Genomic DNA, 13,962 nt, shown 5'->3' with positions numbered 1-13,962 from the left:
ACAGCTTTCAGGGTTTCTTCAAACCGTATTTAGCAATTTTGTTGTAAAGCGTGACCCGGTCTATGTCGAGGGCTTCCGCCGCTCGCGTGATGTTCCATCCATATTTGTTGAGAATTCTTGCGATATGAATTTTTTCCATGCTCATGAGCGAATCTTCGCCCGTGCCGTTTTCATCTTGAATCTGTGAAAGCTGGAAGGGCAAGTCGGATGCCTTGACAGATGGCGGTTTTGCCAGGACCATCGCACGCTCGATGACGTTCTCAAGCTCGCGTACATTCCCCTGCCATTTGTTGCGAATCAAAATATCCATCGCTTCCGGATCGACTTCGAGCATGGCCTTGTTCATAGAAGCAGCATATTTTTTCATGAAGTGATTCACCATCGGTGGGATGTCAACCCGTCTTTCCCTGAGAGGCGGAATGAATATGGTGAACACGTTCAAGCGGTAATACAGATCTTCCCTGAAATTTCCTTCCGCGATTGCCGCCTCGAGGTCACGATTTGTCGCGCAGACTACTCTAAAATCACTTGAGATCAAATCATTCCCGCCGACACGCGTGAATTGCCTTGTCTCCAGCACCCTCAGAAGCTGCACCTGCATTTTCTGACTGATCGTTCCTATCTCGTCCAAAAAAATTGTGCCGCCATCGGCCATTTCAAACTTACCCTTACGTCTGTATTGCGCGCCGGTAAAAGCTCCTTTCTCGTGGCCGAATAGCTCACTCTCCAACAAGGTTTCCGGCACCGCACCGCAGTTGACTGTAATAATCGGGAAAAATTTTCGCGTGCTGTTCGCATGGATGGTTCGTGCGATCAATTCCTTGCCCGTGCCGCTCTCGCCCCGGATCATTACGGTTGTATCTGTCTGCGCTACAGTCTTTGCAAGCTCGATCACTTTTTTTATCTGCTGGCTTTCTCCGATGATTTCCTCGACGCCCGAAAGTTCCGACATTTGCTGGCGCAGCCGCCAATTTTCATCCGACAATTTCTTTGTCCTGAGTGCGTTTCGCACGAGATGGGACAGATGCTCCGGATCAACGGGCTTTGTTATGTAGTCGAACGCTCCTTCTTTCAAAGCCTGCACCGCACTGTCAACCGCAGCAAAAGCGGTGACCATGATGATTGCCGAAGTCTTGTCGATCTCCTTCAATCTCTTTTGCAGTTCAAGCCCGTCCATGCCCGGCATCTTTATGTCTAGAAGCACTACATCCCATGGTCCATCGTTCATGAGATTCAGCGCCTTATTCGCGTTCTCCGCCGCACCGACGCGGTAGCCGTCTTCAATGAACCACTTTGTCAATGAGTCCCTAACTGAAAGCTCATCATCGACAATGAGAACACTCGCTTGCTCCGATCTATTAATGTTCGCCATACTTATTTTCAACTCTTTTGTGAATTTGCAAATTCCTTCTCCGAAGAAGCATTCGGACCTATTGGAAAAGTGATCGTGAACGTAGTCCCACAGTGTACCTTCGACGATACTTCTATCCTGCCGTTGTGGCCCTCTACGATTCCGTGCACGACCGCCAGGCCGAGACCCGTGCCTTTTCCGTCTATCTTGGTCGTATAGAACGGCTCGAAAATATGATCAATATCTTCTTCGCTGATTCCGATGCCTGTATCTTCAACTCTAATTTGTGCGGCATTTAAGTTTGCAACTCTCTGCAGCTCTATCCTCAGATTGCCTCCTTCCGGCATTGCCTCGATCGCATTTATCTCAAGGGCTATCATGGCCTGTTCAATTTGCTGAGGATCGCAATTGATTTCAATAGGCTCACCGGGAAGCTTGACCTCACACTTGACATCATTCATGGCCAAATGATGCGCAATGAGTCTAACGCTTTGTTCAATAACCAGAGCGAGGTTCTGAGGACGGAATTCACCGACTTTCTGTCTCGAAAACAGGAGCAGGTTTGTCACGATATTTCCGCACCTCGCAGTTTCGTCTGCGATCATCTTCAGCTCATCGTCGATCTCTTTCAGGTTTTCCGGAGAAAAATCCTGTTTGGATATTTTCTTGCGCAAGAGTTTTGCGTATGCTAAGATTCCAGCAAGAGGATTGTTCAGCTCGTGCGCCACACTTGCGGACAGCTTTCCCAGCGAAGCCATTTTCTCCATCTGTACCATGTTGGATAATGCCCTTCTCAAGTCCTCGGTCTTCTGTTCGACCTTTTCTTCGAGCGTTTGTCCCCACCTGGTCAGTTCGTCCCTCGCTCTCCTGAGTTCCTCGGTCATTTTGTTGAATGAAGCCGCAAGGTCTCCGATCTCATCATGAGAGCGTACCATGATCCGGTATCCGAGGTTTCCCTTGGTGACTTCATCCGTCCCGCGAATCAATTTCCTTACCGGCACGTTCACCATTATCCAGATAAATATCCCCGCAAAAACCGTAACGCCTGCGACCATCAGCGCAGATGTCAGATAAGTTGCTCCTCGAAGCTGGGAAAGGCTCGCGTCCATTTCCTTGAGCGGCAGCATAACATCGAGGACACCCAGAACGGTTTGAGACGCAGCATGTTCGTGGCAATCCGTATTGTAACAACTCGGTTCGTTTTTTATAGGTGTGATCACTCCAAGAACGCGGTAGCCTTTCTGGGAAAGGAAAATTCTTGTTAGACCGCTTGAGGTATCTGACGGCAACGGTTTTCCAGGTTGGTGACAGACGTTGCACGCTTCGGCACCGGTGTTTACATGTTTTCCCGTTTCCCCGCTCACGGTTGAAAAGGTAATCTCACCTTTCTTATTGTAAATGCGAATTGCTTCTATGCCCGGCTCCGATCCGAGAGTATTGATAGTCTGGTAGATATCCTCACGCCTGTTTTCCAACATGCTGTAGTGAGTCGATCTCTTTATCAGGTCGCTCGTTCGCAAAGCCCAGTCCTTATTGACGCTAAGATATTTTTCCGAATGCCATTTAAGCATTAAGCTTGTGAAGATTGCAGTTGAAGCAAGCATCACGAGCAACACGATAACGACCAGTCTGAAGGCCAAGAATCTTGTAATTCGCATCATTATCCTTGTTAGAAATTTCAACAATCCTTATGCCGAGAAAGACGACAGAAGGCTAGTCGAATTGTGTGAAATTGATGTGAAATGCGATTATGTTTGGCTTGGCGAAGGCATGAAAGAATAAAAAGACGCGGAAGTATCAATCAACGAGGCAGAATTCCGCTATCAGAAATTACAGGTCCATCGACAAGAGCGATTTCAAAATGGAAAGATACTTTTGAGGGCCAAGCAGATCTTTCAGAGTCTTCGGTCTCGTTCCGCCGTCCATCATCGTAGCCCCGACGAGCTCAGGCTTCCGCTCAAGTTCGGATACGATTGTTTTCTCCAGCTCGGCAAATTGATTGTCGTAGAATTTTTTTCCCGCCGCTTCGTCGAAGGAATTTGATCCTACCGCTTTGTCCTCCACGCCGGCGATTTCACAAATCCAGCCCGATTCGTACGGGTCGGAGACGATCAGAGAAGGAGACTCCTTCAAATGCAAATTGCTCATCGATACCTTTCCGTTCAGCGGAGAACGTACCATTATAGTGCCATCTTCAAGAATGGCCCATGATAATGGTGCATTGCGCCTGGACACTGTTCCAGTTTGCGGAAGTATTACGCTCCAAGTATCACGAAGAAGCGAAGCGGCGTACTCGTCTAAACCGATTCGATAACAGCCGTCATCGATCTTTTTTGCCCAAACATGATTCCTGGAATAAAAGCGCCTGCTTGGAAGTTCGCACGCAGCGGAAACAGAAAAGAATTTTTTCACCAGATCGGCAATAGTCTCGTGCCCGGTGAAAGATTGGTCGAAGTGTTTCTTTTCACTCGACCAATCTTTAGCAGATATTGAGACATTGGAGTCTCGACGAGACTCCCGCCGCATCACTTGATCAAACGGGCAATCCTCGCATTCGAAATTGCGATCACACAGCCTATAAGAGACGACTCCGGCATCTACCCAAATACAGCTTGATTCGCCTTCGGGAATCACACGATTCATAGATTTGAGATCCTGTCCAGCCGATTTTTCGGACATAATACACCTCTCTGCTTAATATTTTGCTTTTGTTTCTACAAAGACCGGGATGGGTTTCGAAGGAGCATCGACTATAACCACCTCGCAACCTTCATCATGAACTCTGACCTTATCTTCCTTCGGAAAAACGGCGAGATTCTTTGCTGCCCACGCAAACGCACCAAAACCGAGTGCGACTATCATCATTGTCACGGAGATCTCCATCCAGCTGGGGAAATAGTTTGTGCCATAGTACCGCTCCAGAGAAGTAATGCTGACATCCATCCTGTTCAAAACAAATCCGGTCACTACCAGGATTGCACTACCGAACAAACCGCGTTTGCTCGTCCTGACTTTTGGAACAATCAAAAGGATCATAGGAAGGAGCGCGCCGATCACGATCTCAATCCAATAGAGTATTCCTTCGAGATTAGAGGTAAGCAAATGCGAAACAAGATTATAGTTTACGACGTCTTCCATTTTTAAAACCAGATATACTGCCAACGCAACCGCCGATACTTTTCCGAGACGAGACAAGAGCGGCAGTTCGATCTCGCGATGAAATGCGCGCGAGCTCAGAAAAGATTCTATTATGACCATCGCCGGGCCGACGGCTACGGCGCTCAGGAAGAAAAGAAACGGAAGATTTCCAGAGTACCATAGCGGATAGGTTTTCTCGGGAGTAATCAGATACATCGAGCCGAGCGATGATTGATGAAGTGTTGACAGCATCACGCCCAAGATCACCAGCGGAATAATTATCGAGTGGACGGCCCGTTGTGCTTTTTCCAATTTGAACTTCTCCAGTACGATCGGGCTGAACTCCAGCGCAAGGACGGCAGTATAGAGCATTACGCACCACGCCACTTCAAACATCACCGAATGCGGATTCCACATCACGAGCGGATGCCAGATATTCCACGGCCGTCCGAGATCGAAAAGAAGGGCAAACACGACGAGAACATATCCGAGAAACGCAGTCAAGACAGCTGGTCTTATCAATGCTTTGTAGTCGTCGAGATGGAAAATATAAACCGATGCCGCGATGACAAATCCGCCGGCGGCAAGCCCGACTCCGCAAAGCACATCGAATCCGATCCACAATCCCCATGGGAAATTATCGTTCAGATTCGTTGCGGCACCAAGTCCAAATGCGAACCTTATCGCCGTGGAATACAAACCCACAATTACCAGAACTAGAAAGACACATTTCCAAAAAGTAAAGTGTTTAAACCAATTTGAAATTGTGTAAGAAAACTTACTCGTGTCCATCTCGACCTCCATCGGCATTCCGCCCATCGTCTTTATCGTTGCCATTTGATCCCTCACGTTTTAACCTGGCTTCATATTCCGCGACTTTCTTTTTTCGATTAGTCAGCCACCAGAATCCCGTCATCAATGTCGTTCCCCAGACAAAGTAATCCGGTATCTTCGACATGATATTCCATGTATATTGCGGGAGTTGAATTTGCGGAAGATCCGTTCTGAATCCCAGTTTCGCAAAATCAACGCTGCCGAGATAAATCGTCGAGGTGCCGCCGACTTCGGTTTCCCCGAAAATATGCTGGACGTAGGTTTGAGGATTGCTTTTTATTTTTTGCCTCGCTGCCTCCATTAAGTCGTCACGGTATCCGAAAATCCTCGCCTGCGCCGGACATGCTTCGACGCATGCTGGTTGCTTGCCCGCTTCAACTCTATCGTAGCACATGTTACACTTCGTCACTTTCGGATTCGGCATGTTCCATTGGTACTTCGGGACCTGGAACGGACATGCCTGCATGCAATAGCGGCAACCGATGCATTTGCTTTCGTCATAAACCACAGGGCCGTCCGCCGTTTTGTGCAAGGCACCTACCGGACAGACCGATGCGCATGCGGGATTTTCGCAGTGCATACAGAGCCTCGGTACATAAGTATCGCCCCACTGCTGTACCACGGTGTTTTTGTTGCAGGAAAGCTCGTGCACGTCGGTATGAGGGAAACCCCATTTGTCGGCACATGCATCTTCGCACGCCATACACCCTATACATTGCGTCGTATCGACCAAAATTCCAAATTGCTTTTGCATCTCATGCTCCATTACTCTACTTTGCATCACCGTTTGTCAGAAAATCGTTTTCGAATTTCTGCCATGTTTCCTTCGATGAATGTTCCATGACACCTTCAACAGGAATTCCGCCATCCAATAATGTCGCTCCGGTTCGGGCGGCCGCTGTTGCAGCCAATGCCGGAAGACCGGACGACGCATTGGTGGTTCCCTGCGCCGTTATGAAATTTCTGAATCTTTTGATTTCTTCCTTAAGCCATTGTGCTGCCTCTTCTCCCATCGAAAGAAGCTTTGTTTCCTTTTCAAGGTTTGCCGGTTCTATTATAGCAACCCAGCCATCAGAGTAAGGTTTCTTCCTGACGACGTCAGGCGAGTGTGTAAGCTCATCATTGAATGAAACAACCTTTCCCGAAATAGGCGCACGGAACCAGAGGGCGTTACTCCCCTGTTGCACTGCGAAGAGTCTGTCACCTTTCATGACTTCCTTGCCCGTCGGAATGAAAGCGACCTCATCAATTCGCCCGATAATCTTCTGGGAAAAATCGTCGAGTCCGATCCTCGCCAGGCTGTTCGATAAGATTTCGATCCACGTATGTCCTCTTCCGAAGAAATACCCTTTGGGAATGATAAACCGGGCCTTGACCGTCGCCGACGAAGTTTGTACCACTTTATGTTTTTCCGCACGCTGCACGAAATAATCGATAATAAGAAACACGATTATCGTCGCTACTACAAATATCGCAACCATCTTAAACCTCCATTTTCAATTTCCGTATTACACGAGAATATTTTCACTGAATATTTTGCAATTGCTATACCGAAATACGCTGTTCCACGAAATTTCTTCCACCATAATCGATTGATTTCATATGACTTACCAGATTGTAAAAGACAGCTCGATCAAGATTCTCCCGCCACGAGCGATCGGATGGAATTCTTCAACGTTCAAGAAATGAAGATTCACTGGAATCGGAGAATCTCGGTTGAATTAGAAGAATTGCAGGGTGGTGAAATGTTCAGCGTTGCCCGTTGCGTAATTCAACAACGAAAAAAGGAGGGATAAAATTGAAGGAGTTAAGAAACTTTTTTGCTTAGCCGATACGCTGTCTTGCTTCCAAAATTATTTTCACGCCCGAACTTGTTCCGATTCTTGTCGCGCCGCTTTCTACCATACTGATTGCTTCATCGTAACTTCTCACACCGCCGGATGCCTTCACACCGATCTTGTTCACGACTGTTCTCCTCATCAAAGCAACGTCGGCCGTCGTCGCCCCCCCCTTGCTGAACCCCGTAGATGTTTTCACGAAATCAGCGCCGGCATTCCTGGAGAGAAGACATGCCTTCTCTTTTTCCTCGTCCGTCAACAAACAGGTTTCAATTATGACTTTCACGATTGCCTCTCTCGAGTGAGCAGACTGCACGACCTCGCGGATTTCATTTTCTACATAACCATAATCTCTTGACTTCAGTCTCCCGATATTAATGACCATGTCCACTTCTTGCGCACCGTTCGCGATCGCCTCTTTCGCTTCACCCACCTTCGACATAGTAGTAGCTGCACCGAGCGGAAAACCGATGACTGTACAAACTTTTACTGCCGAACCCATCAGTCTGGCCTTCGCAAGTCCAACGTAACATGGATTTATACAGACACTCGCAAAGTTGAATTCGATTGCCTCCTTGCAGAGTTGTTCCACTTCATGTGGCGTCGCTTCCGGCTTGAGAAGAGTATGATCGATCATTCCTGCCAGTTCCTGCGCGGATATTTTCATTTCCTTGCTCATTTTTCTTCCCCTGCATGAGCCGCCATTCTTTCAAGAATGAATCTGTCTGAAGCAGATAAACTATCTGATGGAGGGGCGGAATCAAATTTTGTAAAATCGGGTTTAGAAGAAAGGATACTAAACATCGGTACCGCTACCGCATCTTCAAAGTTGAGTGGATTGAGTCCAAGGGTTAATTCCACGGTTCTGATCGTGCTGAGCTGGTCATAGCGGTCGTCAACGACGGAATTTCTTTTAACGTACGGGCCGGCGGCAAGAGCCTCAGTCCTCGTCGCATCGACGTGATCAGGACCATTTTGAGCGTCGTCCTCCTCCACAAGTATCAGACTGTTTTCCCAGATGGGGCTCGCGGCAATCGTCTGTACCATCAAACCCAACGCAGCGTCGTTCTGTGCAACAAGCTGATACGGATTCTGGTAATTGGGGTTTATTCCTCCCGTGTGATCGTTAGGAAGCCAGATGTACTCGAACGGCACGACCTTTCCGGATTTCAACTGCTGCTCGAAGTCAGCTTTCCACGCTTCGAACCGACGCAGGTCAGAATACCACAAATCCCAAGTCCAGTAATTGAAAGAATAGTGGTACAAGAAATCTGCAAATGCCCTCCTGAAACGGAGATTTTTCCGCAGGGCATTGTGAAGCGTTTCATCTCCCGTAAAAATTCTCGATATTCCCTTCGTGAAAGCATCATCGTTCAGAAGCTTGAGGGCGCTCTTTCTGTTGTTTGCCTTTCCATAAAATGTCTGCACGAATTCGCTGAACTCTGCCCCTCTGTCTACACTCGCGGCGAGTGCCATGCTATTCGAATAAAATTTTTCTGCAATGACGCTGCTTGCACCGAAAAACTTTTCGATGATTCTATAAGCAGCAGTCATCAGATAATACGGCTCGCCATAGATTTTGTAATCGACCCTTTTTAAGTCGAGCGCATCCCAAATGTACTCCTTCGAGAAAACGGCTGGGACTGTGCCGAACGGATACCCCTTGTATCGGCCGCTGTACGATGCGTTGCCGAGCCATTCTAGAAATGGACTTGCATAGCCGCTTGTCGTGAAGCTGTGTCCGAGTACGCTTATCTCACCATCGGCATAGAAATTGTCGAGCGTAACAAAGTCCGACGCCAACTTGTGGACATTGGGGCTGATCGATCTCCCGAAGATCGTCAAACTCGAATCGCCGTTTCCTCTTCCGAGGTCTCCGAGTACCTGATCGTAAGATCGGTTTTCCTTTATGATGTAAAAAATATGTTTGATCGGAAGCTTGAGGCCCTTCTCCGGACTATAAACAGGCGAGCCGTCTTCAACTTCCTTGGTCCATTCGGACAAATCATCATCTATGGAATTCATTGGAACAATTCCAGCGGTCCCTTTCAGGAGATTTAGCACATAATCCTCTTTATGGCCTTCTATAATGGGCGAGGGTCCATTCGGATTGGGACGTCTTGGAAGTATCCCTTTAGCACTGAGGAAATACAAATTCTTTCCGTCCAACAAAACCTTTGTGGTGTACCATCCCGTGGGTATATAACCGAGAAGCTTTCCGTCTATTAACCGATAGACCGCAATAGCGTTAAGAGTCGCTTCGCTTACGTACAGTTTACCATCGAGGATTGCGCAAGAAGTGGGAGAAACACCGGACCTGTATCCATGCTTCCCCACGAAGATCCTGCGAAGAATTTTGTCGGTCTTCGCTTCTATCACCGTAAGCTCATCGGCAGTTGTGTTCACCACATAGAGATAGTCTCCATCAACAGTCATACTTGCCGGGGCGCTTCCCACTTTCAACGATTTCAATTCTCGAAAACGCGAATCATAGACGTTTATTTTATTTTCTCCCAATACGCTCACATAAAACTTCCCGTTCAAAAATTCGACAGCATAGGGGAAATAACCGACGACGGCCTCACGCTCGACATCCCCGTTCACGAGATTCAACAGTGCGATCCTGCCTTTCACATAATGGCCCATGCCGAAAGGATCACGTGAAGTCTTTGAAGTATCGGTCGTAACCATATAAAGAAGCGCGATATGTTGAGAATCAACCGGGGCAAGTCCTGCTGTGTAACCTCCGACTTTGTACTCTTGAGCTAGTTGAAAGTTCTTGTCAATCTTATGAATGGTGGAATCAAACCCGCCACTGACATACAGGTATGCGTCCGCTCCGACGACTGCGCTCGGGAATATGCAACCAAGCTTCAATGAGTTTCGGATTTCTCCGCTCTCAGGGTCGATGATTGAAACTCCCTGAGGTTCGAGGGTATCCTCCAGCGTAATACGAGAGTAACCGGCATAGTAACCTGTGTTGAGCACGACAAGCTTTCCGTTATACATGATTGCTTCATAAGGAAGGTGGCCGACCTGGATTTGTCTTCCGGCAGGATGAATCTTCCAGCCGGTCGGAAGCTCTATCTCGTCGGACATTCCTGTGCGTGACTTCTCTTGCGCCCTCTCGACATAAGCCTCTACAGATTCGTACGGGGTCCCTTTGGCAAATTCCCACAATTGACGATTGAGGACTTGCTCGCTGCCCGGTTCGTCGAATTCCATCTCATTCTCACTCTGTGCCAGCGCGAAACTGCAGGATGCACACACGAAAAGACATGACATCAGGGCAAATCTCGGTCTTATTTTTGCCATTCTAAAACTCCGCATGTATTATCGTTTCAGCTTATCATTTTATGTAACAGTTATGAAATCCTTTTTACTCTATGTTTAACTCATTGTAAACAAAACATTGCACCGCCAACGTCGAAAGTACGGATTCCGACGAACACGGCCAGCTTTACCAGAGCAACTTAATAACCTCCGCGTGCTTCTAGTCCTGTTTTTTATTTCCCATTCCATTCCGGAAGCGTGCCCGGTACCCAGGGAGATCCCGATGCTTTCATTTCCTCCTCCAGGTTTTTCAGACGCACCTCGACAAGCTCTTTCAGCCTGCCCGATTCCAGAATAAATTCTTCGCTCGCTGTTTCAAATGAGTTGATGTCGGTCTGAGGAGGCTTCGCGGTAGAGGTTGCTTCATTTCCCATTATCGTGGACACTCGTTCGCTGATACATACCGGCGTATTTTCGCTCAAGGCACGCAAAGTCTCATTGCCTCGAAGTGCAATTAGTATTGAATCTGCCGCCTTCTCGATACCGAGTTCCATGATCCACAGACTGTCAACAGCGGCAGGAGTTTGCCTCAAGGCTTGCGTGATTAGACCGAGCCTATTTTTCAGAAGGTTAGCGGTCTCGATGGCTCCACGGATTTCACCGTTTAAGCTCGCAACTTTCTTTTGAAATGCGATAAGTGCCTGGTGGTTTTCATGCTTCATGGTGTCGGCTCCTTCGACGTAGACCGCAAATGTTTGGGGACTTGATAGCTGTACCATCTTACCTTCGATTCTTTCAAAAAGCGTCACCGAATATTTGCCAGGCATCACGAGAGGGCCGGAGCCATCGCTCCCTCCGGAGGCAATCATATCTGGGTAAGTCAAATCCCAGTTGACACGGTGCATGCCCGCTGTCGATGGACCGTCTATTTTTCTCACGACATTTCCCGACTCGTCTGTCACTCTCAGTTCAACAACAGGCTGAGATTCCATGCTCTCTGAGGTCAGCTCTTCCTGCGAAGGATATGGAATTTCTTCGCCCTTTTTCTCGGCCTCCTTCTCCTTTTCCTGACGAATTTCCTTTTTCGTTTTGAGGCTTTCCTTCAGATAGTAAGCGAACGTAGCCCCGAAGGGAGGATTGGGTGCAGCGAAGAAAGATTCACCTTGAGCAGCCTTTCCAGAATCGCCAAGAGGTTGAGATTGGATATAAAGCATTGCATCTTTGACATGGAAAAGAAGCACCGATTGTGAAAGCGACCTTTCATCCGCAGAACGAAGCGGAGAATAGTCGTCGAGGACATAGAATCCTCTTCCGAAACTGGCTGCGATCAAATCCCCTTCGCGTTTCTGAATTACGAGATCACGCACGGGAATCGTCGGCATATCGCCTTTGAGCTGAATCCAGTGATTTCCTCCATCGCTTGTGAAAAACAGGCCGAACTCCGTGCCGACAAAAAGTAAATTGGGATCGATATAATCTTCTGTAAAAGCAAGGACTGGCCCGTTTTTCGGAAGGTCCGAGCTGATCGTGGTCCACGACTTTCCTCGATCAGTGCTTTTCAAAACATATGGCGTGAACTCCGCGTTCTTGTGATTATCGAAGGTAGCGTAGACAGTGTTCAGATCAAATTGCGATGCATAAACTCGAGAGACATAAGTCATTTCGGGTACGCCGGGAAATTTTTCTATCTTCCTCCATGTTTTGCCTGCGTCTTCGGTCATTTCGATTAACCCATCGTCCGTACCGACGTACAGGAGTCCTTCCTTCATCGGAGATTCTGATATCGTGGTACACGTGCCGTAAAAAGTTGTAGAGGCGTTCTTTGCAACTGCATCAACATTCCAGATCTTTCCCATGACTTTCAGCTTATTCCTATCTATCTGCCGCGTCAGGTCTCCGCTGACTTCAGTCCAGGTATCACCTCGATCATCACTTCGAAAGAGTTTGTTGCAGGCGAAATAGAGCCGGGTATGAGAAAATGGGCTGATGATGAGCGGTGAATCCCATTGCCAGCGAAGCGGAGCCTCGTCTTCCCCTTGCTGGGGCTGTATTCCGAGGACCTGCCCCGTTTTTCTTTCAAAGCGAACAAGTCCGCCATATTGGCTCTCCGAATAGACGGTGTTGGGATCTTCGGGATCGACGCGCGATTGAAAGCCGTCGCCTCCGGCTGTGATAAACCAGTCCGAATTGACAATACCGGATGCACTCACAGTCCGTGATGGACCACCCATCGAGTTATTATCCTGAGTCCCACCATAGATGTAGTAGAACGGTTTAGAATTATCCACCGTGACGTCGTAGAACTGCGTGACAGGAAGATTATTTTTGAAATCCCATGTCGCGCCACGATCGTAGCTTTCGTAAACTCCGCCGTCACAGCCGACGAGATAATAACGCGGGTCGCGCGGATCGATCCACATGGCATGATTGTCGACATGCTTTGATTTAGTATTAAGAGGCGTGAGAGTCTTCCCGCCGTCGTTGGAAACCTGGATCATGAAATTCATGACATAGATTCTGTCGACATTACTCGGATCTGCGTAGATTGTACTATAGTACATCGCCGTCTGATCAAAACTATTCCGCTTCTCCCACGTTTCACCAAAATCGGTGGATCGAAAAACGCCGCCTTGTCCTTCCGCGGCTTCAACAATTGCATACACCACGCTAGTCTTAACCGGAGAAATCGCAAGACCGATTTTCCCCATGTCGACGGTCGGCAGACCGCTCGAAATTTTTCTCCAGGATTCGCCGCCATCTGTCGATTTGTAGATCGCACTTTCCGGGCCACCATCGATCAACGTCCAGACATGCCTGCGTCTCTGATAAGATGAGGCGTACAAAAGATCAGGATTCGTCGGATCCATTTCGATGTCGTTCACACCGGTATTCTCACTGATACTGAGAACGTTCCTCCATGTCCTGCCGCCGTCGGTTGTCTTGAAGACGCCGCGATCGCCGCCCGGACCCCAGAGCGGCCCCTGCGAAGCAACAAAAACAACGTTTGAATTTCGCGGATCGATAAGAATTCTTCCGATATGTTCTGATTTTTTTAAACCAACGTCAGTCCAGCTTTTTCCGCCGTCGAGCGTTTTATAAACACCGTCACCGTATCCGACGCTCCGCTGGCTGTTGTTCTCGCCTGTCCCGACCCAGACAACGAAAGGGTTTTTCGGATCCATTGCAATTGCGCCAATGGAATACGAGCCCTCGTTATCGAAGACGGGCGTCCATGATGTGCCATCATTTTTCGTTTCCCACACCCCGCCGGATGCGACGGCGACGAAATAGTGCGCGCGATCGTTAGGGTCGACTGCAAATGCTGCCACTCTGCCTGAAGTGAACGCGGGTCCGATGGAACGAAGCTGCAGGCCGCTGAAAGTCGCAGAGGACATTAACGAATCGGTGGAAGATTTTGGCTGAGCCGAAACTGAGAGAGAAGGAATCAAAGGCAAGAGGCAAGAAAGAGCTAAAAGGTAATAATGCTTCATGGCTTTCCTTTTATTTATTGTTCGTAGGAATGTCTGA

The 13,962-nt window shown here is 48.2% G+C and carries 10 protein-coding genes; 1 reads left to right on the top strand and 9 read right to left on the bottom strand.

Going from position 1 to position 13,962, the window contains the following annotated elements; translation table 11 throughout:
* Positions 1–7: 7 nt before the first annotated feature.
* Together VLX91_04390 and VLX91_04385 are read right to left on the bottom strand one after the other, a co-directional pair.
* Positions 8–1,372, bottom strand: coding sequence for a sigma-54 dependent transcriptional regulator (locus tag VLX91_04390; protein HUI29435.1), 1,365 nt, complete (start codon positions 1,370–1,372; stop codon positions 8–10).
* An 8-nt stretch (positions 1,373–1,380) separates the two neighbouring features.
* On the bottom strand, positions 1,381–2,922 hold the full coding sequence (locus tag VLX91_04385; protein ID HUI29434.1) for an ATP-binding protein: 1,542 nt from the start codon (positions 2,920–2,922) through the stop codon (positions 1,381–1,383).
* Between the two features lie 7 nt (positions 2,923–2,929).
* On the opposite strand from VLX91_04385, the gene VLX91_04380 reads away from it, so the two are divergent.
* On the top strand, positions 2,930–3,133 hold the full coding sequence (locus tag VLX91_04380; GenBank protein HUI29433.1) for a hypothetical protein: 204 nt from the start codon (positions 2,930–2,932) through the stop codon (positions 3,131–3,133).
* A gap of 48 nt (positions 3,134–3,181) precedes the next feature.
* Here VLX91_04380 and VLX91_04375 read toward each other — a convergent pair whose 3' ends face one another.
* The 7 genes from VLX91_04375 to VLX91_04345 all read right to left on the bottom strand — a co-directional run bounded on the left by VLX91_04375 (position 3,182) and on the right by VLX91_04345 (position 13,925).
* Positions 3,182–4,030: a hypothetical protein gene (locus VLX91_04375; GenBank protein ID HUI29432.1), complete on the bottom strand. Its 849-nt coding sequence runs from the start codon at positions 4,028–4,030 to the stop codon at positions 3,182–3,184.
* A gap of 15 nt (positions 4,031–4,045) precedes the next feature.
* A complete protein-coding gene (gene hybB, locus VLX91_04370; GenBank protein ID HUI29431.1) occupies positions 4,046–5,326 on the bottom strand; it encodes a Ni/Fe-hydrogenase cytochrome b subunit in 1,281 nt (426 codons plus the stop codon).
* A complete protein-coding gene (locus tag VLX91_04365; GenBank protein HUI29430.1) occupies positions 5,268–6,077 on the bottom strand; it encodes a 4Fe-4S dicluster domain-containing protein in 810 nt (269 codons plus the stop codon). The genes hybB and VLX91_04365 overlap by 59 nt, the downstream gene beginning before the upstream one ends.
* A gap of 16 nt (positions 6,078–6,093) precedes the next feature.
* Positions 6,094–6,804: a hypothetical protein gene (locus VLX91_04360; GenBank protein HUI29429.1), complete on the bottom strand. Its 711-nt coding sequence runs from the start codon at positions 6,802–6,804 to the stop codon at positions 6,094–6,096.
* Positions 6,805–7,147: 343 nt separating this feature from the next.
* Positions 7,148–7,840, bottom strand: a complete 693-nt coding sequence (deoC, locus tag VLX91_04355) for a deoxyribose-phosphate aldolase (protein ID HUI29428.1) — start codon at positions 7,838–7,840, stop codon at positions 7,148–7,150.
* Positions 7,837–10,476, bottom strand: a complete 2,640-nt coding sequence (locus VLX91_04350; protein HUI29427.1) for a hypothetical protein — start codon at positions 10,474–10,476, stop codon at positions 7,837–7,839. Before VLX91_04350 ends, deoC begins: the two co-directional genes overlap by 4 nt.
* A gap of 191 nt (positions 10,477–10,667) precedes the next feature.
* Positions 10,668–13,925, bottom strand: a complete 3,258-nt coding sequence (locus tag VLX91_04345; GenBank protein ID HUI29426.1) for a hypothetical protein — start codon at positions 13,923–13,925, stop codon at positions 10,668–10,670.
* Positions 13,926–13,962: the final 37 nt, after the last annotated feature.

Source organism: Candidatus Acidiferrales bacterium (assembly GCA_035515795.1).
In the GTDB taxonomy this organism is placed as follows: Bacteria; Bacteroidota; Ignavibacteria; order Kryptoniales; family JAKASW01; genus JAKASW01.
This window is presented reverse-complemented; position numbering and strand designations above follow the sequence as displayed.